Annotated in this window: 20 protein-coding genes; 13 read left to right on the forward strand and 7 right to left on the reverse strand. The window is 70.3% G+C overall.

The window, feature by feature from the left end; all coding sequences use genetic code 11:
- Positions 1 to 20: 20 nt before the first annotated feature.
- The 7 genes from ACGF8A_RS14605 (at position 21) to ACGF8A_RS14635 (ending at position 6,064) form a co-directional block, all read left to right on the forward strand.
- Positions 21 to 815, forward strand: a complete 795-nt coding sequence (locus tag ACGF8A_RS14605; RefSeq protein ID WP_393107900.1) for a cell division protein FtsQ/DivIB — start codon at positions 21 to 23, stop codon at positions 813 to 815.
- 278 nt (positions 816 to 1,093) lie between these two features.
- On the forward strand, positions 1,094 to 2,287 hold the full coding sequence (gene ftsZ, locus ACGF8A_RS14610; protein ID WP_393107902.1) for a cell division protein FtsZ: 1,194 nt from the start codon (positions 1,094 to 1,096) through the stop codon (positions 2,285 to 2,287).
- Positions 2,284 to 3,015 carry a peptidoglycan editing factor PgeF gene (pgeF, locus tag ACGF8A_RS14615; RefSeq protein WP_393107904.1) on the forward strand — a complete coding sequence of 244 codons (732 nt, stop codon included), beginning with the start codon at positions 2,284 to 2,286 and terminating at the stop codon, positions 3,013 to 3,015. The genes ftsZ and pgeF overlap by 4 nt, the downstream gene beginning before the upstream one ends.
- Positions 3,016 to 3,021: 6 nt before the next feature.
- Entirely contained in the window at positions 3,022 to 3,741 is a 720-nt protein-coding gene (locus ACGF8A_RS14620; protein ID WP_393107906.1) for a YggS family pyridoxal phosphate-dependent enzyme, read from the forward strand.
- 129 nt (positions 3,742 to 3,870) lie between these two features.
- Entirely contained in the window at positions 3,871 to 4,512 is a 642-nt protein-coding gene (locus ACGF8A_RS14625) for a cell division protein SepF (protein ID WP_393107908.1), read from the forward strand.
- Positions 4,513 to 4,592: 80 nt separating this feature from the next.
- Complete coding sequence (locus ACGF8A_RS14630; protein WP_393107910.1) at positions 4,593 to 4,877, forward strand: YggT family protein; 285 nt, start codon at positions 4,593 to 4,595, stop codon at positions 4,875 to 4,877.
- A 53-nt stretch (positions 4,878 to 4,930) separates the two neighbouring features.
- Positions 4,931 to 6,064, forward strand: coding sequence for a DivIVA domain-containing protein (locus ACGF8A_RS14635; RefSeq protein ID WP_393107912.1), 1,134 nt, complete (start codon positions 4,931 to 4,933; stop codon positions 6,062 to 6,064).
- A gap of 201 nt (positions 6,065 to 6,265) precedes the next feature.
- Here the strand turns inward: ACGF8A_RS14635 and ileS are convergent, their stop codons facing one another.
- Positions 6,266 to 9,403 (reverse strand): isoleucine--tRNA ligase, encoded by a 3,138-nt coding sequence (gene ileS / locus ACGF8A_RS14640; RefSeq protein ID WP_393107914.1) that lies wholly within the window; start codon positions 9,401 to 9,403, stop codon positions 6,266 to 6,268.
- A gap of 1,673 nt (positions 9,404 to 11,076) precedes the next feature.
- Between ileS and ACGF8A_RS14645 the strand changes: the two genes are divergently transcribed.
- The 4 genes from ACGF8A_RS14645 (at position 11,077) to ACGF8A_RS14660 (ending at position 14,713) form a co-directional block, all read left to right on the forward strand.
- Positions 11,077 to 12,510: a TraR/DksA family transcriptional regulator gene (locus tag ACGF8A_RS14645; RefSeq protein ID WP_393107916.1), complete on the forward strand. Its 1,434-nt coding sequence runs from the start codon at positions 11,077 to 11,079 to the stop codon at positions 12,508 to 12,510.
- A gap of 88 nt (positions 12,511 to 12,598) precedes the next feature.
- On the forward strand, positions 12,599 to 13,252 hold the full coding sequence (lspA, locus tag ACGF8A_RS14650; RefSeq protein WP_393107918.1) for a signal peptidase II: 654 nt from the start codon (positions 12,599 to 12,601) through the stop codon (positions 13,250 to 13,252).
- Positions 13,253 to 13,301: 49 nt separating this feature from the next.
- Positions 13,302 to 14,246, forward strand: a complete 945-nt coding sequence (locus ACGF8A_RS14655) for an RluA family pseudouridine synthase (protein ID WP_393107920.1) — start codon at positions 13,302 to 13,304, stop codon at positions 14,244 to 14,246.
- On the forward strand, positions 14,243 to 14,713 hold the full coding sequence (locus ACGF8A_RS14660; protein ID WP_393107922.1) for a GNAT family N-acetyltransferase: 471 nt from the start codon (positions 14,243 to 14,245) through the stop codon (positions 14,711 to 14,713). Before ACGF8A_RS14655 ends, ACGF8A_RS14660 begins: the two co-directional genes overlap by 4 nt.
- A gap of 271 nt (positions 14,714 to 14,984) precedes the next feature.
- Here ACGF8A_RS14660 and ACGF8A_RS14665 read toward each other — a convergent pair whose 3' ends face one another.
- The gene (locus ACGF8A_RS14665; RefSeq protein ID WP_393107924.1) at positions 14,985 to 16,097 is read right to left on the reverse strand and encodes a mechanosensitive ion channel family protein; all 1,113 of its coding nucleotides are present in this window, start codon (positions 16,095 to 16,097) and stop codon (positions 14,985 to 14,987) included.
- A gap of 106 nt (positions 16,098 to 16,203) precedes the next feature.
- Here ACGF8A_RS14665 and ACGF8A_RS14670 point away from each other — a divergent pair, with 106 nt between their 5' ends.
- A complete protein-coding gene (locus tag ACGF8A_RS14670; RefSeq protein ID WP_393107926.1) occupies positions 16,204 to 16,773 on the forward strand; it encodes a dienelactone hydrolase family protein in 570 nt (189 codons plus the stop codon).
- Positions 16,774 to 16,789: 16 nt separating this feature from the next.
- Here ACGF8A_RS14670 and ACGF8A_RS14675 read toward each other — a convergent pair whose 3' ends face one another.
- The 4 genes from ACGF8A_RS14675 to ACGF8A_RS14690 all read right to left on the reverse strand — a co-directional run bounded on the left by ACGF8A_RS14675 (position 16,790) and on the right by ACGF8A_RS14690 (position 21,678).
- Complete coding sequence (locus ACGF8A_RS14675) at positions 16,790 to 18,451, reverse strand: alkaline phosphatase D family protein (RefSeq protein WP_393107928.1); 1,662 nt, start codon at positions 18,449 to 18,451, stop codon at positions 16,790 to 16,792.
- A gap of 135 nt (positions 18,452 to 18,586) precedes the next feature.
- Entirely contained in the window at positions 18,587 to 19,387 is an 801-nt protein-coding gene (locus tag ACGF8A_RS14680) for a DsbA family protein (protein ID WP_393107930.1), read from the reverse strand.
- Positions 19,388 to 19,493: 106 nt separating this feature from the next.
- Positions 19,494 to 20,189, reverse strand: coding sequence for a hypothetical protein (locus ACGF8A_RS14685; protein ID WP_393107932.1), 696 nt, complete (start codon positions 20,187 to 20,189; stop codon positions 19,494 to 19,496).
- 160 nt (positions 20,190 to 20,349) lie between these two features.
- The gene (locus tag ACGF8A_RS14690; protein ID WP_393107934.1) at positions 20,350 to 21,678 is read right to left on the reverse strand and encodes a DUF2252 domain-containing protein; all 1,329 of its coding nucleotides are present in this window, start codon (positions 21,676 to 21,678) and stop codon (positions 20,350 to 20,352) included.
- Positions 21,679 to 21,943: 265 nt separating this feature from the next.
- Between ACGF8A_RS14690 and dnaE the strand changes: the two genes are divergently transcribed.
- On the forward strand, positions 21,944 to 25,483 hold the full coding sequence (gene dnaE / locus ACGF8A_RS14695) for a DNA polymerase III subunit alpha (protein ID WP_393107936.1): 3,540 nt from the start codon (positions 21,944 to 21,946) through the stop codon (positions 25,481 to 25,483).
- Between the two features lie 96 nt (positions 25,484 to 25,579).
- Here the strand turns inward: dnaE and ACGF8A_RS14700 are convergent, their stop codons facing one another.
- Complete coding sequence (locus ACGF8A_RS14700; RefSeq protein ID WP_393107938.1) at positions 25,580 to 25,744, reverse strand: hypothetical protein; 165 nt, start codon at positions 25,742 to 25,744, stop codon at positions 25,580 to 25,582.
- Between the last annotated feature and the right edge of the window lie 99 nt (positions 25,745 to 25,843).

The following is a 25,843-nucleotide window of genomic DNA, read 5'->3' on the forward strand; positions in this document are numbered from 1 at the left end:
TTGAACGGAAGGCAGGGAGCGTGGCCGGACCGACCACCGCCGAACGCGGTGCACGCCAGCAGGAGCAGTCCGGCCCGCCCCCCGCCCGGCGGTTGAGGCGCCCCAGGCTTCGTACGATCATCATTCTTGGGCTTGTCCTGATTCTTCTCGGCGCCGGTGCCGGCTGGCTGTTGTACGGCGCGCAATGGACGCGCGTGCAGCGCGTGACCGTCTCCGGCACCCAGGTCCTGACGCCCGCGCAGGTGCGCGAGGCCGCCGACGTACCGGTCGGGGACCCGCTGATTTCCGTCGACACCGACAGGATCGAGGCACGACTGCGTCGGAAATTGCCCCGAATTGACGTGGTTGAGGTGGTCCGTTCCTGGCCGCATGGAGTCGGCCTGAAAGTGACCGAGCGGACCCCGGTTCTGCTCGTCGAAAAGGGCGCCGAGTTCGTGGAAGTGGACGACGAAGGTGTCCGTTTCGCCACGGTTTCTGAAGCGCCGAAAGGCGTTCCGCTCCTGGAATTGACGGTGTCCCGGTCGGGTTCGGCCGTGCCCAGCCACCGCCGTTTCGGAGAGCTCCGTCTGGTACGCGAGGCGGTCCGGGTCGCCGGAGCCGTTCCTGCCGCGGTGGCCCGGGACACCCGCGTCGTCAAGGTCCGTTCCTTCGACGACATCTCACTGGAGTTGACCGGCGGGCGCACGGTCGCGTGGGGGAGTGGCGAGAAGGGGCGCGCGAAGGCCCGCAGCCTCACCGCTCTCATGAAAGCCGCTTCCGGCGCCCGCCACTTCGACGTCAGCGTTCCCACCGCCCCCGCGTCATCGGGGAGTTGACGCCTATCGGCGCAGGCCAGCACCCTGGTTGGGCAGCGCTATGGCTGATCACATAGGGTGAAAAGAAAAACGGGAGGTTCGGCGTGTTCGTTGAACGTGCGCCACTTGTCGACTTAGTGTCCTGTTCAGAAGACTCCAGGGAACAGACACACTGGTAACCCTAAACTTCAGCGTTAGGGTTCGGGTCGGCGTTACGGACCGTCCCATTCGGCATCAGTCGTCGGATCGCGGGGCACCGCGGGACGACGGCACGTAATTCGAGGCGAGAGGCCTTCGACGTGGCAGCACCGCAGAACTACCTCGCAGTCATCAAGGTCATCGGTGTCGGCGGCGGTGGTGTCAATGCCATCAACCGGATGATCGAGGTCGGTCTCAAGGGTGTCGAGTTCATCGCCATCAACACCGACGCGCAGGCGCTGTTGATGAGCGACGCCGACGTGAAGCTCGACGTCGGCCGTGAACTCACCCGTGGACTCGGCGCCGGAGCCAACCCGGCCGTCGGCCGCAAGGCCGCCGAGGACCACCGAGAGGAGATCGAGGAGGTCCTCAAGGGGGCCGACATGGTCTTCGTGACGGCCGGTGAAGGCGGCGGCACCGGAACCGGCGGCGCGCCCGTCGTGGCCAACATCGCCCGCTCGCTGGGCGCCCTCACCATCGGCGTGGTCACGCGCCCGTTCACCTTCGAGGGACGGCGCCGCGCCAACCAGGCCGAGGACGGCATCGCTGAGCTCCGCGAAGAGGTCGACACCCTCATCGTCATCCCGAACGACCGGCTGCTGTCCATCTCGGACCGCCAGGTCTCGGTCCTGGACGCCTTCAAGTCGGCCGACCAGGTCCTCCTCTCCGGTGTCCAGGGCATCACCGACCTCATCACCACCCCCGGCCTCATCAACCTCGACTTCGCCGACGTCAAGTCGGTCATGTCGGAGGCGGGTTCGGCGCTCATGGGCATCGGCTCGGCCCGCGGCGACGACCGCGCGGTGGCCGCGGCCGAGATGGCGATCTCCTCGCCGCTCCTGGAGGCGTCCATCGACGGCGCCCGGGGCGTGCTGCTCTCCATCTCCGGCGGCTCCGACCTCGGACTCTTCGAGATCAACGAGGCCGCCCAACTGGTCAGCGAGGCGGCGCACCCCGAGGCCAACATCATCTTCGGCGCGGTCATCGACGACGCCCTCGGCGACGAGGTCCGGGTCACCGTGATCGCCGCCGGCTTCGACGGGGGCCAGCCCCCCGCCCGCCGGGACACCGTCCTCGGCTCGTCCTCCGCCAAGCGCGAGGAGCCGGCCCCGGCGCGGCAGCAGACCGAGAGCCGCCCGTCGTTCGGCGCCCTCGGCAGCGTCAAGCCCAAGGAGGAGCCGGAGCCCGCTCCCGAGCCGGTGAGCGAGGTCCAGGCGCCGCCGCCGGTGCCGCCGTCGCGCGCCTACACCGACAGCGCGGCCGAGGAACTGGACGTACCGGACTTCCTGAAGTGATAGGACAGCGCGACACCGTGAACGGCGCGCACTTCGCTTTCACCGACCGGTGGGGCGGGGTGAGCGCCGTTCCGTACGAGGAGCTCAACCTCGGCGGGGCGGTCGGGGACGACCCCGACGCGGTACGGACCAATCGGGAGCTGGCCGCCAAGTCGCTCGGGCTCGACGCCGGGCGGGTCGTCTGGATGAACCAGGTGCACGGCGACGACGTGGCCGTCGTCGACGGCCCCTGGGACGCCGGCTCACCCGTCCCGCCGGTCGACGCGATCGTGACCCGGCGGCGGGGCCTCGCCCTCGCCGTCCTCACCGCCGACTGCGTACCCGTCCTGCTCGCCGACCCCGTCGCCGGGGTCGCCGCCGCGGCCCACGCGGGCCGGCCCGGCATGATCGCCGGAGTCGTCCCCGCCGCGCTACGCGCGATGATGGAACTCGGTGCCGAGCCGGAGCGGATCGTGGCCCGCACCGGACCCGCGGTCTGCTGCCGGTGCTACGAGGTGCCGGACGCGATGCGCGCCGAGGTGGCCGCCGTCGAGCCGGCGGCGTACGCCGAAACGAGATGGGGCACACCGGCGGTCGACGTGGCCGCCGGAGTGCACGCCCAGCTCACCCGGCTCGGGGTGCGCGACCGGGAGCAGTCGCCGGTGTGCACGCTGGAGTCGGGCGACCACTTCTCGTACCGCCGCGACCGCACCACCGGTCGGCTCGCGGGCTATGTATGGCTGGACTGATGGGACATGACGGACCGTAGGGATGAACTCGCCAGAAATCTGGCGAAGGTGGAGGAGCGCATCGCCGCGGCATGCGCCGCCGCCGGGCGGAGGTGTGAGGAGGTGACCCTGATCGTGGTCACCAAGACCTACCCCGCGGCCGATGTGCGGATCCTGTCGGAGCTGGGTGTGCGTCATGTCGCCGAGAACCGAGACCAGGACGCGGCACCCAAGGCCGCGGAATGCTCGGATCTGGCCCTTACTTGGCACTTCGTCGGCCAGTTGCAGACCAACAAGGTGCGCTCCGTGGTCGGGTACGCGGATGTCGTACAGTCCGTCGATCGTTCCAGGCTTGTCACAGCTCTCTCCAAGGAGGCGGTGCGCGCCGGGCGTGAGGTGGGGTGCCTGATCCAGGTCGCGCTCGACGCGGGCGAGAGCGCGCGAGGGGAGCGGGGCGGCGTGGCGCCGGGCGGCGTCGGGGAGTTGGCGGACGTGGTGGCCGGGGCCCCGGGGTTGCGGCTGGACGGGTTGATGACCGTCGCGCCGCTCACCGGGGAGTTCGCGGGACGCCAACCGGCGGCATTCGAGCGGATGATGGATTTGTCGACCGACCTGCGCCGGACCCATCCGGCTGCCACCATGGTCTCGGCAGGGATGAGCGCGGACCTCGAGCAGGCCGTGGCCGCCGGAGCGACACATGTGCGCGTCGGCACCGCGGTACTCGGAGTCCGCCCCAGGCTCGGGTAACGTCGCCAAGAAGTCGGACCACAGCAGAAAATATGGTCATTGCCGTCGCAGGGCGGGCGTAACGACCTCGTGGATCGCGGGCATTTGGCAGTCGTCAGCCGATCCACCACAGAGCGGAGGACTCAGAGCATGGCCGGCGCGATGCGCAAGATGGCGGTCTACCTCGGCCTCGTGGAGGACGATGGGTACGACGGCCGGGGTTTCGACCCCGACGACGACTTCGAACCCGAACTCGACCCGGAGCCGGAGCGGGATCACCGGCGCCACGAGTCGTCGCACCAGTCCCACAGTGCACATCAGTCCCAAAGGGACGAACCGGTACGGATGGTGCAGCCTCCGGCGCCTCGCGAGCCGGTCTCCCACGTCGCTTCGCTACCCGCGGAATCCGGACGTCCGGCGCGCATCGCGCCCGTGGCATCCATCACACAAGAACGCGCAAGCCTGGAGAAGAACGCACCGGTGATCATGCCCAAAGTCGTGTCGGAACGAGAGCCGTACCGGATCACCACACTTCACCCGCGGACCTACAACGAAGCCCGTACCATCGGGGAACACTTCCGTGAGGGCACCCCGGTGATCATGAACTTGACTGAGATGGATGACACAGATGCCAAGCGACTTGTCGACTTTGCGGCGGGTTTGGTGTTTGGTCTTCACGGCAGTATCGAGCGGGTGACGCAGAAGGTGTTCCTGTTGTCTCCTGCTAACGTCGATGTCACGGCGGAGGACAAGGCCCGCATCGCAGAGGGCGGGTTCTTCAACCAGAGCTGAGACGCACGACCGGAAACAGCAGTGCAAGCATCACCGAGCAGTACCCAGAGCATGGATCAGGGGAGAGGGAAGCAAGGGTCATGAGCGTGGTCCTGGATGTCGTCTACATCGCGCTGATGTGCTTCCTCATCGTGCTCATCTTCCGGTTGGTCATGGACTACGTCTTCCAGTTCGCCCGCTCATGGCAACCCGGCAAGGCGATGGTGGTCGTTCTGGAGGCCACCTACACTGTCACTGATCCACCGCTCAAGCTTCTGCGGCGGTTCATTCCGCCGCTGCGTCTCGGGGGCGTGGCGCTCGACCTGTCCTTCTTCGTACTGATGATCATCGTCTACATCCTGATCTCGCTCGTGAGTCGGCTGTGAGCGATGTGAACTACGGTCTTGCCGAATGCCGACGACTACGTTGAGGTGAAGAGATGCCGTTGACCCCCGAGGACGTGCGGAACAAGCAGTTCACGACCGTCCGCCTCCGAGAAGGCTATGACGAGGACGAGGTCGATGCCTTCCTCGACGAGGTCGAAGCCGAGCTGACCCGTCTGCTCCGCGAGAACGAGGACCTGCGCGCCAAGCTGGCCGCGGCCACCCGCGCCGCCGCCCAGAACCAGCAGAACATGCGCAAGCCCCCGGAGCCGCAGGACCAGCAGCAGGGGATGCCCCAGCCCGGCATGCCGCAGCAGGGCATGCCGCAGCAGGGCATGCGCGGTCCCGGCGCTCCTGTGCCCGCCGGCATATCGGGCCCGCCGCAGCAGCAGATGGGTGGCCCCATGGGTGGCCCGCCCCAGCTGCCGAGCGGTGCGCCGCAGCTGCCCGCCGGTCCCGGCGGTCAGGGTCCGCAGGGTCCCGGCCCGATGGGTCAGGGTCCGATGGGCCAGGGGCCGATGCAGGGCCAGATGGGCCCGGGTCCCATGGGCGGTCCGATGGGTGGCCCCGGTATGCCCGGTCAGGGCCCCGGTGGCGACAGCGCCGCGCGCGTCCTGTCGCTTGCTCAGCAGACCGCCGACCAGGCGATCGCGGAGGCCCGTTCCGAGGCCAACAAGATCGTCGGTGAGGCCCGTTCGCGCGCCGAGGGTCTGGAGCGCGACGCCCGCGCCAAGGCCGACGCGCTGGAGCGGGACGCCCAGGAGAAGCACCGCGTCGCGATGGGCTCGCTGGAGTCCGCCCGCGCCACGCTGGAGCGCAAGGTCGAGGACCTGCGCGGCTTCGAGCGGGAGTACCGCACGCGCCTGAAGTCCTACCTGGAGTCGCAGCTGCGTCAGCTGGAGACCCAGGCGGACGACTCGCTCGCCCCGCCGCGGACCCCCGCGACCGCGTCGCTCCCGCCGTCCCCGGCGCCTTCGATGGCCCCGGCCGGCGCGAGTGCCCCCTCGTACGGTGGCAACCAGTCGATGGGCGGTGCGCCGAGCCCGGCCGCTCCGTCCTACGGCGGCCAGCAGCAGATGTCCCCGGCGATGACCCAGCCGATGGCTCCGGTGCGGCCGCAGGGCCCGTCGCCGATGGGTCAGGCCCCCTCGCCCATGCGTGGGTTCCTGATCGACGAGGACGACAACTGACGGTGGGTAGTACGGCGTAGACGTCGGCAGCGTTCATAGGGCGGGGCCCCGGATTCCGATCCGGGGCCCCGCCCTTTTGCTACGCGTGTTCACGGTGTCAGCCGTGTGTGTTCGGACGTGGGCGCAGTTGTCTGGGTGTACGCAACGCCGAAGGCCCGGGCCCACCATGATTTTTCGGCGGGTCCGGGCCTACGGCGGGGGTTACGCCTTGCGCAGGCGGAACGTCAGCGTCAGCGCCTCGTCCGTGAACGGCGCACCGTAGCCGCCGTCCGCCTCGCCCTGGGCGAAGTCCGTGGCCAGGACCTCGTCGGCGATCAGCGAGGCGTGGTCGCCGAGCGCGGCGGTCGTCGCCGGGTCGGTCGCGGTCCAGCGCAGGGCGATGCGGTCGGCGACATCGAGGCCGCTGTTCTTGCGGGCCTCCTGGATCAGGCGGATCGCGTCACGGGCGAGGCCCGCGCGGCGCAGCTCCTCCGTGATCTCCAGGTCGAGGGCGACCGTGGCACCCGCGTCCGACGCCACCGACCAGCCCTCGCGGGGGGTCTCCGTGATGATGACCTCGTCGGGGGCCAGAGTGATCGTCTCGCCGTCGACCTCCACGGACGCCGTGCCCTCGCGCAGGGCGAGGGAGAGCGCGGCCGCGTCGGCGTTCGCGACGGCCTTGGCCACGTCCTGGACGCGCTTGCCGAACCGCTTGCCCAGCGCACGGAAGTTGGCCTTGGCCGTGGTGTCGACCAGGGAGCCGCCGACCTCGCTCAGCGACGCGAGCGACTCGACGTTCAGCTCCTCCGTGATCTGCGTGTGCAGCTCGGGGGAGAGGGCGTCGAAGCCGGTCGCGGCGATCAGCGCGCGCCGCAGCGGCTGACGTGTCTTGACGCCCGACTCCGCGCGCGTGGCACGCCCCAGCTCCACCAGGCGGCGCACCAGCACCATCTGCTTCGACAGCTCCGGGTCGATGGCGGTCAGATCCGCCTCCGGCCACGACGACAGGTGCACCGACTCCGGCGCTCCGGGCGTGACCGGCACGATCAGGTCCTGCCAGACCCGCTCTGTGATGAAGGGGGTCAGCGGGGCCATCAGCTTCGTGACCGTCTCGACGACCTCGTGCAGGGTGCGCAGCGCCGCCTTGTCGCCCTGCCAGAACCGGCGCCGGGAGCGCCGCACGTACCAGTTCGACAGATCGTCGACGAAGGCGGACAGCAGCTTGCCGGCGCGCTGGGTGTCGTACGACTCCAGGGACTGGGTCACCTGGTCGGTCAGCGCGTGCAGTTCGGACAGCAGCCAGCGGTCGGGCAGCGGGCGGTCGGCCGGGGCCGGGTCGGCCGCGGACGGGGCCCAGTTCGACGTGCGGGCGTACAGGGCCTGGAAGGCGACCGTGTTCCAGTAGGTGAGGAGCGTCTTGCGGACGACCTCCTGGATGGTGCCGTGGCCCACCCGGCGGGCGGCCCACGGGGAGCCGCCGGCCGCCATGAACCAGCGCACCGCGTCCGCGCCGTGCTGGTCCATGAGCGGGATCGGCTGGAGGATGTTGCCCAGGTGCTTGGACATCTTGCGGCCGTCCTCGGCGAGGATGTGGCCGAGGCAGACGACGTTCTCGTACGACGACTTGTCGAAGACCAGCGTGCCGACCGCCATCAGCGTGTAGAACCAGCCGCGCGTCTGGTCGATGGCCTCGCTGATGAACTGCGCCGGGTAGCGGGACTCGAAGAGTTCCTTGTTCTTGTACGGGTAGCCCCACTGCGCGAACGGCATCGAACCCGAGTCGTACCAGGCGTCGATGACCTCCGGCACGCGCGTGGCCGTCTTCTCGCACTCGGGGCAGGCGAAGGTGACGTCGTCGATGTACGGGCGGTGCGGGTCGAGGCCCGACTGGTCGGTGCCGGTCAGCTCGGTGAGTTCGGCCCGGGAGCCGGCCACGGTGAGGTGGTCGTCCTCGCAGCGCCAGATGGGCAGCGGGGTGCCCCAGTAGCGGTTGCGGGACAGGGCCCAGTCGATGTTGTTGTTGAGCCAGTCACCGTAGCGGCCGTTCTTGACCGTGTCCGGGTACCAGTTGGTCCGCTCGTTCTCCTCCAGGAGGCGGTCCTTGATGGCCGTCGTGCGGATGTACCACGACGGCTGCGCGTAGTAGAGCAGCGCGGTGTGGCAGCGCCAGCAGTGCGGGTAGCTGTGCTCGTAGGGCAGGTGCTTGAAGAGCAGGCCGCGCTCGCCCAGGTCCTCGGTGAGCTTCTCGTCGGCCTTCTTGAAGAAGACGCCGCCGACGAGGGGGAGGTCCTCCTCGAAGGTGCCGTCCGGGCGGACCGGGTTCACCACCGGCAGGCCGTACGAGCGGCAGACCTTGAGGTCGTCCTCACCGAAGGCGGGCGACTGGTGGACCAGGCCGGTGCCGTCCTCGGTGGTGACGTAGTCGGCGTTGACGACGAAGTGGGCCTCGGCCGGGAACTCGACCAGCTCGAAGGGGCGCTGGTACGTCCAGCGCTCCATCTCGGCGCCGGTGAAGGTCTGGCCGGTGGTCTGCCAGCCCTCGCCGAGGGCCTTCTCGACCAGCGGTTCGGCCACGACCAGCTTCTCCTCGCCGTCGGTCGCGACGACGTAGGTGACCTCGGGGTGGGTGGCGACGGCGGTGTTGGAGACGAGGGTCCACGGGGTCGTCGTCCACACCAGGAGCGCGGCCTCGCCGGCCAGGGGGCCGGAGGTCAGGGGGAAACGGACGTAGACGGAGGGGTCGACGACCGTCTCGTAGCCCTGGGCCAGCTCGTGGTCGGACAGGCCGGTGCCGCAGCGGGGGCACCAGGGGGCGACGCGGTGGTCCTGGACCAGCAGGCCCTTCTTGAAGATCTCCTTCAGCGACCACCAGACCGACTCGATGTACTCGGGCTCCATGGTCACGTACGCCTCGTCGAGGTCGACCCAGTAGCCCATGCGGGTCGTCAGCTCGGAGAAGGCGTCGGTGTGGCGGAGCACGGAGGCACGGCACTTGGCGTTGAACTCGGCGATGCCGTACGCCTCGATGTCCTTCTTGCCGGAGAAGCCGAGCTCCTTCTCCACCGCCAGCTCCACCGGCAGGCCGTGGCAGTCCCAGCCGGCCTTGCGGGCCACGTGGTAGCCGCGCATGGTGCGGAAGCGGGGGAAGACGTCCTTGAAGACGCGGGCCTCGATGTGATGGGCGCCCGGCATGCCGTTCGCGGTGGGGGGGCCTTCGTAGAACACCCACTCGGGGCGGCCCTCGGACTGCTCCAGGCTCTTGGCGAAGATCTTCTGCTCGCGCCAGAAATCGAGCACGGCGTGCTCGAGGGCGGGCAGGTCGACCTGGGCGGGCACCTGGCGGTACGTCGGCGTTGTCATCTGCGAGCTTCCTCCGGCGGACTTGCTGCCTTCCGTCCGGAGGGACGAGAGCTACGTCTTTCCTACGCCGCTTCGGCGCGCTCCCGCGGTACCACCCTCCTTGGCTCGCCGGCGCGGGGTGTCGCGTCGGTGAGCCCCCTCATTGGGGTCGCGATGCCGGTTCTACCGGCCCCGGGCTGGTGAGCTGGGGCTTTCTTCCGGCGGCTCCGGGGTGATCTTCGCGTCGCGCTCGCCCCCGGGCTCCCACCGTCCCCGGGTCGCTCTGGGCTGCGTACGCCGCTACTCGTCCCCATCCATGCTTTTCGCTCCGCCCAGTGTACGGCGCCGGGCGGACCCTGGCCGACCGGATTTACGGGGCCGGTGGTCAGGGTGTAATTTGACCCGATTGGTCAATTATGTGACTTCGGATCCTCTGATGTCCGGCTCGGCGGATTACCCGGCGGGGAGCTGGGCACAACGCATGCATGCCGGGCGCGTGGCGGTCGCGGGGTGGGCGATTCGGGCGGCGTGCCCCGTTGCCGCGGGCGTCGAGTCGATTTATCGTCCCAGCACGATTCGCGTGCAAGATCACAATATGTGAAGGGGCCGCGGCCATGGTGGCGAAAAAGACCGCCGCACAGCAGTCGGCGTCCGGCAGGTCCACGCACGCTTCCGGCGGCGCGGCGGACGCGTCCGGCGGTGCGGCCAAGGGTTCGGGTGGGAAGAAGAGCACGCAGGGCGTGGCATCGGCCGCGAGGCGCGCGGTGGACAAGGCCGTGGAGGGTGTCAAGCGGGTACGGGCAGCGGCCTCGGCGGGGGCGGGCGGGAAGGGTGCGCCTGCTGGGGCGGGGGGTGGGGCTGGTGCCAGGGCTGGGGGGTCCGCTGAGGCCGGGGCCGGGGCCGGGGCCGGGGCTGGGGCTGCGGATGGGGCAAGGGCGCGGGTTGAGGGTGGGGGGAAGAGGGGCACGGGTGCGGGGAAGCGCTCGGCTGAGAAGGCTGTGGTCACGGGGTCGGCCGGGGGGAAGGCGCCGGGTCGGGGACCGGCGCGCGGGGAAGCTCCGGCTCGGGGGGTGGCGGGTGGGAGCGCGTCGGCCAAGGGGTCTGCGGGTGGGAGCGCGTCGGCCAAGGGGTCTGCGGGTGGGAGCGCGTCGGCCAAGGGGTCTGCGGGTGGGAGCGCGTCGGCCAAGGAGTCTGCGCGTGGGCGGGTGCACGCCGGAGGATCGGCGGGCCGACGGGTGCACGCCAGGGGGTCGGCGGGCCTGGAAGGGGCGGTCAGGGAGTCGGCGGATCAGGCGGCGCCGGCTACAGGGGTGGGGACGAGGAAGGCGACTGCCAAGAAGGCTGCCGCCAAGAGGCCCGCTGCCAAGAAGGCCGCTGCCAAGGACGTGAGCGGGGCGGCCGAGGACGCGGTGGCCGAGGCGGCGAGGAGTGGCGGGGCGGTGGGCGAGGGACGCTCGGCGAGGAAGGCGGTCGGGGGTGGTGGGGCCGCTGAGAAGGGGTCGGCGAGGAAGGCGGTCGGGGGTGGTGGGGCCGCTGAGAAGGGGTCGGCGAGGAAGGCGGGCGGCGGTGGTGGGGCCGCTGAGAAGGGGTCGGCGAAGAAGGCGGTCGGGGGTGGTGGGGCCGCTGAGAAGGGGTCGGCGAAGAAGGCGGTCGGGGGTGGTGGGGCCGCTGAGAAGGGGTCGGCGAGGAAGGCTGTGGCCAAGAAGGCGCCGGCGAAGAAGACCGCCGCGGCCAAGTCGGCGGTGGTCGAGGTGGCGCCCGTTCCGGAGGGAGCGGCTGCCAGGAAGGCTGTCACCAAGAAGGCCGCGGCCAAGAAGACGGCCGCGAAGAAGGCCGCCGCCAAGAAGACCGCGGCGCCGAGGGACGCGGCAGCGAAGAAGAGGGCGCCGGCGAAGGACGCCGTTACGAAGAAGGTGGCGCCCGGCAAGGAGAGCGCGGCCAGGACGCCGGCGGGAGCCGAGCGCGGGGCGGATGAGGGGGCCGTGGCCAAGAAGGGGGCCCCCCGCAAGAAGGCCGCTGCCAGGACGGCGGCGGCATCGGAGCAGATGGCGGGTGAGGGGATCGCCGCCAAGAAGGCGGCCCCTGGCAAGAGGGCCGCGGCCGGGAAGGCGGCGGCTGCTGAGCGTGCCCCGGGTGAGGGCGCCGTCGGGAAGGTGACGCCTGCCGAGCCAGCCCCGGCCGGGAAGGCGGCCGCATCCGCGCGGGCGGCTGAGCAGGGCGGCGACCGGGAGGTGGCCACCGGCGAGCACGGTGCTGCCGGGAAGGCGGCGGCATACGAGCGTGCTCCGGGTGAGGGTCCCGTCGAGAAGGCGCCCCCCGGCAAGAAGGCCGCTGCCGGGAAGGCGGCCGCATCCGCGCGGGCGGCTGAGCAGGGCGGCGACCGGGAGGTGGCCCCCGGCAAGCAGGGTGCTGAGAGGAAGGCGGGGTCCGGCAAGGAGGGCGGCGGCGGGAAGGGCGCGTCGGGTAAGGAGAGCGGCGGCGGGAAGGGCGCGTCGGGTAAGGAGGGCGGGGTCGGGAAGGTGGTGGCGGCCGGGGAGGGTGGCGGCGCCGGGGATCTCGGGCAGGAGCGCGCCTCGCAGGGGGCGGGCGGGCGGAGTACGGGCAAGAAGGCGGGCGCGGCGCGGGCCGCGAAGCAGACGGGAGCCACGACGGTGGTTGCGAAGAAGACCCCACGGCAGGCCACGGCGGCGAAGACGGCTGTTCCCAAGGCGCGGGGCGCCGCCGCGGAGCCGGGCGACCTCGCTGTGCGCCCCGGTGAGGACCCCTGGACCCCGGAAGAGGTCGAGGAGGCCCGCGGCGAGCTGACCTCGGAGATGGAGCGGCTGCGTGCCGAGATCGCCAACGCCGAGTCGTCCCTGGTGGGCCTGATGCGGGACTCCGGAGACGGCGCCGGCGACGATCAGGCCGACACCGGCGCCAAGAACATCACGCGCGAGCACGAGCTGGCCCTCGCCGCCAACGCGCGCGAGATGCTCACCCAGACCGAGCACGCCCTGCAACGCCTCGACGCCGGCACGTACGGTCTGTGCGAGAACTGCGGCAACCCCATCGGCAAGGCCCGGATGCAGGCCTTCCCCCGGGCCACTCTGTGTGTCGAGTGCAAGCAGAAGCAGGAGCGGCGGTACTGAACCGGCCCGGGCCCCTCCTGAGCACATGCGCCGTCGGCGGCGTGCCGTACCCTCGTGCTCAGTCAGGAACCTAGGTTGAGGGACTCACGTGGCAGAGGCGGAGCGCATCATCGGTACGCCGGGCACCCCGGACGTGGCGCGGGCCGAGCAGGAGCGGCCCGGTGACGACGCCGCGTCGCAGGAACGGTCCGGCGCCGAAGCGGCACAGACCGCGTCCGGCCCGGACGATCGGGACGCGCAGGCCGAGCGGCCCCGTGGCAGGCGCCGGATCGCCGTGCTGTTCGCGGTCGCCGGGTTCGCGTACGCCCTCGACCTGATCAGCAAGATGATCGTGGTGGCCAAGCTGGAGCACCACGAGCCGATCGAGGTCATCGGCGACTGGCTGCGCTTCGAGGCGATCCGCAACGCCGGTGCGGCCTTCGGCTTCGGCGAGGCCTTCACCGTGATCTTCACTGTGATCGCGGCGGCGGTGATCGTGGTGATCATCCGGCTCGCCCGCAAGCTGTACAGCCTGCCCTGGGCGATCGCCCTCGGCCTGCTGCTCGGCGGTGCGCTCGGCAACCTCACCGACCGGATCTTCCGCTCGCCGGGCGTCTTCAAGGGCGCGGTCGTCGACTTCATCGCGCCCAAGCACTTCGCCGTCTTCAACCTCGCCGACTCGGCGATCGTGTGCGGCGGCATCCTGATCGTGCTGCTGTCGTTCAAGGGCCTCGACCCGGACGGCACCGTTCACAAGGACTGATCAACAGCCTCCGGTCAGCGGTGTCGGACCCGTCCGGCATACTCGACGGGTGAGCACGATTCCCGAGATCCGTACCCTGCCCGTGCCGGACGGCCTGGAGGGCGAGCGCGTCGACGCCGCCATCTCCCGCATGTTCGGCTTCTCCCGTACCAAGGCCGCGGAGCTCGCCGCGGCGGGCAAGGTGCTGGTCGACGGCGCGGCGGTCGGCAAGTCCGAGCGGGTGCGCGGCGGCGCCTGGATGGAGGTCGAGATGCCGCAGGCGGCCCCGCCGGTGCAGGTGGTGGCCGAGCCGGTCGAGGGCATGGAGATCGTGCACGACGACGAGGACGTGGTCGTCATCGTCAAGCCGGTCGGCGTGGCCGCGCACCCGAGTCCGGGCTGGACCGGTCCGACGGTGATCGGCGGCCTGGCGGCGGCGGGGTACCGGATCTCCACGTCCGGCGCGGCCGAGCGGCAGGGCATCGTGCACCGGCTCGACGTCGGCACCTCGGGTCTGATGGTGGTCGCCAAGTCCGAGCGCGCGTACACCTCGCTCAAGCGGCAGTTCAAGCAGCGCACGGTCGACAAGCGGTACCACACCCTCGTCCAGGGCCACCCCGACCCGACCAGCGGCACCATCGACGCGCCCATCGGCCGCCACCCCAACCACGACTACAAGTGGGCGGTCACGGCCGACGGCAAGCCCTCCGTCACGCACTACGACCTGATCGAGGCGTTCCGCGCGGCGTCCCTGCTGGACGTGAAGCTGGAGACGGGCCGCACCCATCAGATCCGGGTCCACATGGCCGCCCACCGGCACCCCTGCGCCGGTGACCTGACGTACGGCGCCGATCCGACGCTCGCCAAGCGGCTCGGGCTGACGCGGCAGTGGCTGCACGCCGTCCGGCTGGGCTTCGACCACCCCGGCGACGGTGAATGGGTGGAGTTCGCCTGCGACTACCCCGACGACCTGCAGAGCGCGTTGGACAAGGTACGCGAGGAGACCTACGGATGAGCCCCGGGTACGTCGTGCGGGTCGCCGAGGAGGAGGCCGACCGCGAGGCGTGTTTCGCCGTGCGCAAGGAGGTCTTCGTCGCCGAACAGGGCGTGCCGGAGGACCTGGAGTACGACGCGTACGACGCCGGCGCGCTGCATGTGCTGGCCGTGCGGGAGGACGGCGTGCCGCTCGGGACCGGGCGGCTGCTGTACGGCGCCGCGGTGGCCGGCAAGACCGGGGGCGATCCGTCGGTGGGGTCGCTCGGCCGGCTCGCGGTGGCGCGGGAGGCCCGTGGACTGGGGATCGGCGTGGCGCTGGTGCGGGCCATCGAGGACGCCGCACGCGTGCGGGGACTCGCGGCCGTCGACCTGCACGCGCAGACGCATGCCCTGGGGTTCTACGAGCGGCTGGGGTATGTGGCCTACGGCCGGGAGTTCCCCGACGCGGGGATACCGCACCGTTCCATGCGGCGCTCGCTCCAGTAGCGTCCGGCACGGCTCGGCCGTGCGACGCGGGGCGTGACCGTGCGACGGGGGTTTCCTCCGTTCCCCGCCCGGAGTCTGACCGTGGATCAGCTGACCCTGCTGGTCGTGCCGTTGCTCGGGGCCGTGCTGAGTGTCCCCCGCGCCGATCACCTCGCGGCCGGCTCATCTCGAGGGACCCCGCCGACGCACACTCGTTTCCGGCCGGGACAGGGCGAGCGGTGCCTGCCGGGGGGTGGTTCGCGCCGTCGGCGGCCTTCCCCCGGGCGCTCCCTCAGCCTCGGTCCGGCCTCGGCGTCTCCACCGCCCGCCGGCCGTCCGGGGAGCGGCGGTGGCCGTTGGGTCCCGGAGGCAGGGTGGCGTCCGCCGTGTTGACGCGGGGGAGGGCGTACTGGTGTTCCTTGATCAGCCAGGCGATCATCTGCTCGCGGACCGTCACCCGTACCGTCCAGACGTCGTCCGCGTCCTTCGCCGTCACCAGAGCCCGTACCTCCATGGTGTTGGGCGTGGTGTCCGTGACGTTCAGGCCGTAGTTGCGGCCGTCCCAGGCGGGGCACTCGCGCAGGATGTCGCGGAGCTTCTCGCGCATCGCGGCCACCGGGGCGGTGTGGTCGAGGTGCCAGTAGACGATGCCGGTCATCTGCGGGGTGCCGCGCGACCAGTTCTCGAAGGGCTTGGACGTGAAGTACGACACCGGCATCGTGATCCGGCGTTCGTCCCAGGTGCGGACCGTGAGGTAGGTCAGCGTGATCTCCTCCACGGTGCCCCACTCGCCGTCCACCACGACCGTGTCACCGATGCGCACCATGTCGCCGAAGGCGATCTGGAGCCCCGCGAACATGTTGCTCAGCGTGGACTGCGCCGCCACACCGGCGACGATGCCGAGGATTCCGGCGGAGGCGAGCAGTGAGGCGCCCGCCGCGCGCATCGCCGGGAAGGTCAGCAGCATCGACGCGATGGCCACCACACCGACGACCGCCGCGACCACCCTCATGATCAGGGTCACCTGGGTACGCACCCGGCGGACCCGCGCCGGGTCGCGCTGGACGCGGGAGTTGGCGTACCGCGAGTACGAGGTCTCGACGACGGCCGCCGCGATCCGGATCACCAGCCAGGCCGCCGATCCGATCAGGACCAGCGTGATCGCCTGACCGATGCCGACCCGGTGGTCCTGCAGCAGTTGCGCCTCGTCGTACGACCCTCTCAGCAGGGCGGCGCACAGCACGAGCTGGAAGGGGATGCGGCCACGGCGCAGCAGACCCCACAGCGGGGTCTCCGGGTGCCGCTGGTCGGCCTTGCGCAGCAGCAGGTCGGTGGCCCACCCGATGAGCAGGCCGAGCACGACCGAACCGCCGATGACTATCAGGGGGCGGAGCAGGTTCTCCATGTCCTCGAACGTAACCAGTCATCGGGGGCAGTGAACATGTGACTTCCTGGCGGATCGGGGTAGTGCCCGGACCGGCGTCGTCGTACCCGGCTGGCACCATGGCCTCATGAACATCATGCTGTTTCACTCGACCTACGGCCTCACGCCCGCGGTGCGCGCCGCGGCGGACCGGCTGCGCGCGGCCGGTCACGAGGTGTGGACGCCGGACCTCTTCGAGGGGCGCACGTTCGAAACGGCCGAGGAGGGCATGGCGTTCAAGGAGGAGGTCGGCAAGGACGAGCTGCTGAAGCGGGCCGTGCTGGCCGCCGCGCCCTACTCGGAGCGCGGACTGGTGTACGCCGGCTTCTCGCTCGGCGCCTCGGTCGCGCAGACCCTCGCGCTGGGCGACGAGAAGGCGCGCGGGCTGCTCCTGCTCCACGGCACGTCGGACCTCGCGCCAGGCGTCTCGGTGGACGACCTGCCGGTGCAGCTGCACGTCGCCGAGCCGGATCCGTTCGAGACGGACGACTGGCTGAGCGCCTGGTACCTCCAGATGCGCCGCGCCGGGGCGGACGTGGAGATCTACCGCTACGCCGGGGCCGGGCACCTGTACACCGACCCCGAACTGCCGGACCACGACGCGGAGGCCGCCGAGGCCACCTGGCGGGTGGCGCTCGGCTTCCTCGGCAGTCTCTGACGCGGCTGCCGGCGGCTTACACCGGGTCGTACGTGCGCTCCACCTTCTGCGTGCCGCTGCGCGTCCGGTACGAACGGCTCCAGGAGGCCTTCGTGCCGGCCTTGGTGCGGTCGGCGAGGACGTAGTAGTCCATCTGCGCGCGCTCGGCGGTGATGTCCAGGACGCCGTAGCCGTGGCGGTCGGTGTCGACCCAGTGGACGTGCCGGTTGGCCGCCCGGATCAGCGGCGAGGCCAGGGCGGAGACGGTGCCCTCGGGGACCTTCACGAGGTCGTCGAGGTTGTCGGACGTGACCGAGGTGACGACGAACTCCGTGGCGGCGGACGCCGACAGCGGGTACGTGCCGGCGTTCACCGGCACGTCGTTGGCCCACGCCATGTGGATGTCGCCGGTGAGGAAGACCGTGTTGCGGATCGCGTTCGAGCGCAGGTGGGCGAGGACCTCGTGGCGGTCGTCGGTGTAGCCGTCCCACTGGTCGGTGTTGACGGCCAGGCCCTCCTGCGGCAGGCCCAGCAGCTTGGCCAGCGGCTTGAGCAGCTCGGCGGAGAGCGACCCGACGGCGAACGGCGAGATCATCACCGAGTTGCCGACCAGACGCCAGGTGGTGTCGGAGGACTTCAGGCCCGCCTTCAGCCAGTCGAGCTGGGCGCGCCCGGTGAGCGTGCGGTCCGGGTCGTCGACGTCGCCGTTGCCGAGGGCGACCTGCTGGGAGCGGAAGGAGCGCAGGTCGAGCAGGGAGAGATCGGCGAGCTTGCCGAAGCGCAGCCGGCGGTAGGTGGTGCCGGCGATGGCCGGGCGGACCGGCATCCACTCGAAGTACGCCTGCTTGGCGGCGGCCTGGCGGGCGGCCCAGGTGCCCTCGGCGCCCTCGGTGTGGTTCTCGGCGCCGCCGGACCAGGCGTCGTTGGCGATCTCGTGGTCGTCCCAGATGGCCACCACCGGGGCTGCCGCGTGCAGCGCCTGGAGGTCCGGGTCCGTCTTGTAACGGCCGTGGCGTATGCGGTAGTCGGCGAGGGTGGTGATCTCGTGCGCGGGGGCGTGCGAGCGCACGGAGGTGCCCCGGGTGCCGTACTCGCCCGCCGGGTACTCGTAGATGTAGTCGCCGAGGTGCAGCCAGGCGTCCAGGTCGCCGCGGACGGCGAGGTGGCGGTAGGCGGCGAAGTAGCCGGCCTCCCAGTTGGCGCAGGAGACCACGCCGAAGCGGAGGTTCGCGACCGCCGCGTCGGTGGCGGGGGCGGTGCGGGCGCGGCCGGCGGGGGAGTCGGTGCCGCCGGCCGAGAAGCGGAACCAGTAGTCGGTGGCGGGGGCGAGACCGCGGATGTCGGCCTTGACCGTGTGGTCGGAGGCGGCGGTCGCGGTGATGGCGCCCTTGGCGACGATGTTCGTGAACGCCTTGTCCGTGGCCACGGTCCAGCTGACCGGGGTGTCCGGACCGAGTCCGGAGCCGGGTGTCGCCTCGGCGGTGGGCGTCACCCGGGTCCACAGCAGGATGCCGTCCGGGAGCGGGTCGCCGGAGGCGACGCCGTGCAGGAAGGCGGGGGTCCCGGCGGCCGCGAGGGCCGGCAGGGCGCCGGCGAGCGGGGCGGCGAGAGCGGCTCCGGCGGCGGCCGCCTTGACGACCGTACGGCGGCGCGGAGCGGGGGAGTTGAGGCCCGTGGTGGGTCTGTTTCGACTGGTCACGGGTGATCAGATTACTGATCGGTAGCGCTTTCGGTAAGGCACGGGTGTACGAAGAGCGGGCGAACCCGCAAGAGTTCGCCCGCTCGTTCTTCGCTCTTCCGTACGGCGTTACCGCCTGACGGGGTGTTACGGGTGCTACTTGGTGACGCCCGCGTCCTTGAGTGCCTGCTCCCACTCGGCGACGGAGCTCGGGTTCTCGATCACCTTGTCGTTGATCTTGATGGTCGGCGTCGACTTGACGTCCTTCGTGTTGTCGAAGGAGTCGCTCATCTTCACGGCCCAGGCGTCGTAGGTGCCCTTCTCCACGGCGTCCTGGAACTTCTTGTTGTTCTTCAGCGCGTCCACCGTGTCCGCCACCTTGATCAGGTAGTCGTCCTTGGCGAACTCGTCGCTGCTCTCCTCGGGGTGGTACTCCGCCGAGTACAGCGCGGCCTTGTAGTCCAGGAACGCCTCGGGGCTGACGTTCAGCGCGGCACCGAGCGCGCTGAGGGCGTTCTTGGAGCCCTCGCCGCCGAGGTTGCCGTCGAGGAAGGTGCCGAGGGTGAGGGAGAGCTTGTAGTCGCCGTCCTCCATGCCCTTGTTGACGGTCTCGCCGACGGTCTGCTCGAAGGAGGCACAGGCCGGGCAGCGCGGGTCCTCGTAGAGGTGGACCACGTTGTCGGACGTGGAGTCGCCGACGAGGACCGTGGTGCCGTCCTTGCCGGAGGTGTTGGCCGGGGCCACGACCTTGGCGTCGGCGGCCGCCTCCCACTTGCCCGGCTGGTTGGTCTGGACGACGGCGTAGCCGATGCCGCCGGCCACGGCGAGGACGCCGACGACCGAGCAGGCGACGATGATCTGCCGCCTGACCTTGGCGCGCTTGGCCTCGCGCTCGCGCTCGGCGCGCAGCCGCTCGCGGGCCGCCGTCTTCGCCGCCTGGCTGTTCCGCTTGCTCATGGTGATCTCCGTGTGGGACGCGCACATGTCGTACGCGGGATACGTGTGAGGGGTGTGGATCGTGCTCGGGGCGCCGCCCTTGAGGCGGCGATCGGCGCCGGACCGCTCAGGCGGCCGGCGTGAGGGAGCACGGCGGGCCACGCCGTCCCAGGGAGTGGGTGAGGAGCAGGTCGCGCGCGGGGGCCGTACGGCGCGCGGGTCGGGGGAACCGGGGTGCCGGTGCCGCGGGCCGCACCGTGCGGGCGGCGGCCGCCAGCAGCAGCGGCCGGAACGTGGTCGCGGCCATCGCGCCCAGCAGCTGGGCCAGGGCCCGCTCGCCGCGACGCAGCCAGGCCGCCGCCAGCAGGCCGACGCCCACATGGGCGCCGAGCAGCAGCCAGGCCGTCTCCGGGTGCGCGTGCGCCAGGACGGAGGCGACCCGCTCGGTGCCGCTGGTGCCGGCCATCCGGGCCAGTGGCGAGCCCACCTCCCCGCCGCCGCACAGCAGGTCCAGGCCGACCGAGCGCAGCGGTCCCGCGACCGGGCCGCCCGCCCGGCCGTAACAGGCGTGCTGGCCCGCGGTGAACACCGTGTCGGCGGCCAGCTCCAGCGGGATCAGCAGCGCGGCGATCCGGCCGAAGCCGCGCTCCCGGCCGGCCAGGGCGTACGCGAGGACGAACACGGTGGCGGCGATCGCCGCCACCGTGCCCAGCGGCAGGGGGGCCCGGGACAGCAGCACGTGCGACGCGGCGCTGAGCGTCACGACGATCGCCGTGAACAGCGCCGCGCGTACGGCTCTGAGGTGTGTCCCGGATATGTCCATAGCGGGGAGAGTGTGTCACGGACTCCGGTAAGGGACTCCTAAAGGGTCCCTGTGAAGCCCTGGTGTCGTCGGTGTGCTCGGTGTGGTCGCTGTCGTCGGTGCGGTCGGTGCGGTCGGTGCGGTCGGTGCGGTCGGTGCGGTCGGTGCGGTCGGTGTGCGGTCAGAGGCCGGGGATCCGGCCGTTGCGGAAGAGGTCGACGAAGATCTGGTGGTCGGCACGCGCGCGTGCGCCGTAGGTGTGCGCGAAGTCGACCAGGAGAGGCGCGAGGCCGCCCTCGTCGCCCGCGAGGGCCGCGTCGATGGCCCGCTCCGTGGAGAACGGCACCAGGTCGGAGTGGCCGGATTCGTCGTCGGCCGCGGAGTGCATGCTGGCCGTGGCCCGGCCCAGGTCGGCGACGACCGCGGCGATCTCCTCCGGGTCGTCGATGTCGCCCCAGTCCAGGTCGACGGCGTACGGCGACACCTCGGCGACCAGCTGGCCCGCCCGGTCCAGCTCGGTCCAGCCGAGCCACGGGTCGGCGTGCGCCTGGAGGGCACGCTGGGAGATCACCGTGCGGTGGCCCTCGTGCTGGAAGTACTCGCGGATCGCCGGGTCCGTGACGTGCCGGGAGACGGCCGGGGTCTGGGCCTGCTTGACGTAGATCACCACGTCGTTCTCCAGGGCGTCGCTGTTGCCCTCCAGCAGGATGTTGTACGACGGCAGGCCGGCCGAGCCGATGCCGATGCCGCGGCGTCCGACGACGTCCTTGACCCGGTAGGAGTCCGGGCGGGCCAGTGAGGACTCCGGGAGCGTCTCCAGATAGCCGTCGAAGGCGGCCAGCACCTTGTAGCGGGTGGCCGCGTCCAGCTCGATGGAGCCGCCGCCAGGGGCGAACCGGCGTTCGAAGTCGCGGATCTCGGTCATCGAGTCCAGCAGCCCGAACCGGGTCAGCGAACGGGCGACACGCAACGCGTCCAGCAGCGGGCCCTCGGCGGTGTCCAGGGTGAACGGCGGCACCTCGTCGCTCTTGGCGCCGGTGGCCAGCGCGCGCACGCGCTCGCGGTAGGCGGACGCGTAGATCGTCACCAGCTCGGTGATCTGCTCGTCGCTGAGCGCCTTCGCGTAGCCGATGAGGGCGATGGAGGCGGCGAAGCGCTTCAGGTCCCAGGTGAAGGGCCCGACGTACGCCTCGTCGAAGTCGTTGACGTTGAAGATCAGCCGGCCGTTCGAGTCCATGTACGTGCCGAAGTTCTCCGCGTGCAGGTCGCCGTGGATCCACACGCGCGAGGTGCGCTCGTCCAGGAAGGGGCCGCCGCGCTTCTCCGTGTCCAGGTCGTGGTAGAAGAGGCACGCCGTGCCCCGGTAGAAGGCGAAGGCCGAGGCGGCCATCTTGCGGAACTTCACGCGGAACGCGGCCGGGTCGGCGGCGAGCAGCTCGCCGAAGGCGGTGTCGAAGACGGCGAGGATCTCCTCGCCGCGTTGCTCGTCGTCGAGCTGCGGGAACGACATCGCTGGGTGCCTCCTGGTGCGGGTCGTGCGTGACCTGTGGGACGGATGATGCGTGCCCGTGGCGCGGGGCGTCCGTCACCTTCCAACGTTCGAAGGTACGCGGGAGTGCCCGCCCGTCGCCCGACCACCACCCCTCATCGGGGCGCTTCGCGCCACAGTATCCATCCGGTGTCAGTCCCGGGGCATAGACTTCGACGCTGTCCCTCAGACTGTCCGCAGCCTGTCGGACCCCCTTAGTCGTACGTCTTCCTTGGAGGCCGAAACCGTGTCGAAGCCGCCGTTCACGCACCTGCACGTCCACACCCAGTACTCGCTGCTGGACGGTGCCGCGCGGCTCAAGGACATGTTCAACGCCTGCAACGAGATGGGCATGACGCACATCGCCATGTCCGACCACGGCAACCTGCACGGGGCGTACGACTTCTTCCACAGCGCGAAGAAGGCGGGCGTCACGCCCATCATCGGCATCGAGGCGTACGTCGCCCCCGAGTCCCGGCGCAACAAGCGAAAGATCCAGTGGGGCCAGCCGCACCAGAAGCGGGACGACGTCTCCGGTTCGGGTGGTTACACCCACAAGACGATGTGGGCGGTGAACAGCACCGGTCTGCACAACCTCTTCCGGCTCTCCTCGGACGCCTACGCCGAGGGCTGGCTGCAGAAGTGGCCCCGGATGGACAAGGAGACCATCTCCCAGTGGTCGGAGGGGATCGTCGCCTCCACCGGCTGCCCGTCCGGCGAGCTGCAGACCCGGCTGCGCCTGGGCCAGTTCGACGAGGCCCTGAAGGCGGCCGCCGAGTACCAGGACATCTTCGGCAAGGACCGGTACTTCCTGGAGCTGATGGACCACGGCATCGAGATCGAGCACCGGGTCCGCGACGGACTGCTGGAGATCGGCCGGAAGCTCGGCATCCCCCCGCTGGTCACCAACGACTCGCACTACACGTACGCGCACGAGGCCGGCGCCCACGACGCGCTGCTGTGCATCCAGACCGGCAAGAACCTCTCCGACCCCGACCGCTTCAAGTTCGACGGCACCGGCTACTACCTGAAGTCCACGGACGAGATGTACGCCATCGACTCCTCGGACGCCTGGCAGGAGGGCTGCGCCAACACGCTTCTGGTGGCCGAGATGGTCGACACCACGGGCATGTTCGAAAAGCGCGACCTGATGCCCAAGTTCGACATCCCCGAGGGCTACACCGAGGTCACCTGGTTCAAGGAGGAGGTGCGCCGGGGCATGGAGCGCCGCTTCCCCGGCGGCATCCCCGAGGACCGCCAGAGGCAGGCCGACTACGAGATGGACGTCATCATCTCGATGGGCTTCCCCGGCTACTTCCTGGTGGTCGCCGACTTCATCATGTGGGCCAAGAAGAACGGCATCGCGGTCGGCCCCGGCCGCGGCTCCGCGGCCGGTTCGATCGTCGCCTACGCCATGGGCATCACCGACCTCGACCCGATCCCGCACGGCCTGATCTTCGAGCGGTTCCTCAACCCGGAGCGCGTCTCGATGCCCGACGTCGACATCGACTTCGACGAGCGCAGGCGCGTCGAGGTGATCAGGTACGTGACGGAGAAGTACGGCGCCGACAAGGTCGCCATGATCGGCACGTACGGCACCATCAAGGCGAAGAACGCCATCAAGGACTCCGCGCGCGTCCTGGGCTACCCGTACGCGATGGGCGACCGGCTCACCAAGGCCATGCCGCCGGACGTCCTCGGCAAGGGCATCCCGCTCTCCGGCATCACCGACTCAGCCCACCCGCGCTACTCGGAGGCCGGCGAGATCCGGGCGATGTACGAGAACGAGCCGGACGTCAAGAAGGTCATCGACACCGCCAAGGGCGTCGAGGGCCTGGTCCGGCAGATGGGTGTGCACGCGGCCGGCGTGATCATGTCCAGCGAGACCATCACCGACCACGTCCCGGTCTGGGTGCGGCACACCGACGGCGTGACCATCACGCAGTGGGACTACCCGAGCTGCGAGTCGCTCGGCCTGCTGAAGATGGACTTCCTGGGCCTGCGCAACCTCACGATCATGGACGACGCCGTCAAGATGGTGAAGTCCAACAAGGGCATCGACATCGACCTGCTGTCGCTGCCGCTGGACGACCCCACGACGTTCGAGCTGCTGCAGCGCGGCGACACCCTCGGTGTCTTCCAGTTCGACGGCGGTCCGATGCGCTCGCTGCTGCGGCTGATGAAGCCGGACAACTTCGAAGACATCTCCGCCGTCTCGGCCCTGTACCGCCCGGGCCCGATGGGCATGAACTCCCACACCAACTACGCGCTGCGCAAGAACGGCCAGCAGGAGATCACGCCGATCCACAAGGAGCTCGAAGAGCCCCTCAAGGAGGTCCTGGACGTCACCTACGGCCTGATCGTCTATCAGGAGCAGGTGCAGAAGGCCGCCCAGATCATCGCGGGCTACTCGCTCGGCGAGGCCGACATCCTCCGCCGGGTGATGGGCAAGAAGAAGCCCGAGGAGCTGGAGAAGAACTTCGTCATCTTCCAGGGCGGCGCGCGCAAGAACGGATACAGCGACGAGGCGATCCAGGCCCTGTGGGACGTGCTGGTCCCCTTCGCCGGCTACGCCTTCAACAAGGCGCACTCGGCGGCGTACGGACTGGTCTCCTACTGGACCGCGTACCTGAAGGCCAACCACCCCGCCGAGTACATGGCCGCGCTGCTCACCTCGGTCAAGGACGACAAGGACAAGTCGGCCGTCTACCTCAACGAGTGCCGCCGTATGGGCATCCGGGTGCTCCCGCCGAACGTCAACGAGTCCGAGTCGAACTTCGCCGCCCAGGGCGACGACGTGATCCTGTTCGGCCTGTCCGCCGTGCGCAACGTCGGTACCAACGTGGTCGAGTCGATCATCAAGTGCCGCAAGACGAAGGGGAAGTACGCCTCCTTCCCCGACTACCTCGACAAGGTCGACGCGGTCGTCTGCAACAAGCGGACCACGGAGTCGCTGATCAAGGCGGGCGCGTTCGACACCATGGGCCACACCCGCAAGGGCCTGACGGCGCAGTACGAACCGATGATCGACAACGTGGTCGCGGTCAAGCGCAAGGAGGCGGAGGGGCAGTTCGACCTCTTCGGCGGCATGGGCGACGAGGCGAGCAGCGAGCCGGGCTTCGGCCTGGACGTGGAGTTCTCGCCGGAGGAGTGGGACAAGACCTATCTGCTCGCCCAGGAGCGCGAGATGCTCGGTCTGTACGTCTCCGACCACCCGCTCTTCGGCCTCGAGCACGTGCTGTCGGACAAGGCCGACGCGGGCATCGCCCAGCTCACCGGGGGTGACTTCGGCGACGGCGCGGTCGTCACCATCGGCGGCATCATCTCGGGCCTCCAGCGCAAGATGACCAAGCAGGGCAACGCCTGGGCCATCGCCACCGTCGAGGACCTCGCCGGTTCCATCGAGTGCATGTTCTTCCCGGCGACGTACCAGCTGGTGTCGACCCAACTGGTCGAGGACGCCGTGGTGTTCGTCAAGGGCCGCCTGGACAAGCGTGAGGACGTGCCGCGGCTGGTCGCGATGGAGCTGATGGTCCCCGACCTGTCCAACGCGGGCACCAACGCGCCCGTGGTGCTCACCATCCCGGCGGTGAAGGTCACCCCGCCCATGATCAGCCGGCTCGGTGAGATCCTCACCCATCACAAGGGCGACAGCGAGGTGCGGATCAAGCTCCAGGGGCCGACGAAGACGACCGTCCTGCGGCTGGACCGGCACCGGGTGAAGCCCGACCCGGCCCTGTTCGGCGATCTGAAGGTGCTGCTCGGGCCGTCCTGCCTGGCGGGCTGACGCAGACCGGCTTCCCGACGTGAGCGAGGGGCGCGTCCGCCGATGGACGCGCCCCTCGTCATGTGCCGGGTTCGACCACGACCCGCTGTGCGGATGTCAGTTGTGGCCGAAGCGCTTCTGCCGGCCCTTGCGGGCCGTGTCTATCGGCGAAGGCTGCGCGGCCTGCTGCTCCGACATCGGCTCCGCCGACGACTGCTCCTGCTGACGCGGGGCACGGCTGGTCTGCTGCTGCTTACGGTCACGGTTCTTGTTCTTGGCCATGGTGATCTGCCTCCTGAGGGGGATCTAGGGGCCAGGGCCGGGACCAGATTCACATACGCCGATAACGCTCGCATGTCGGACAATTACCCTGTGTGACAG

Origin of the sequence: Streptomyces sp. NPDC047706, from assembly GCF_043204795.1 — a bacterium.
Taxonomy (GTDB): Bacteria; Actinomycetota; Actinomycetes; order Streptomycetales; family Streptomycetaceae; genus Streptomyces.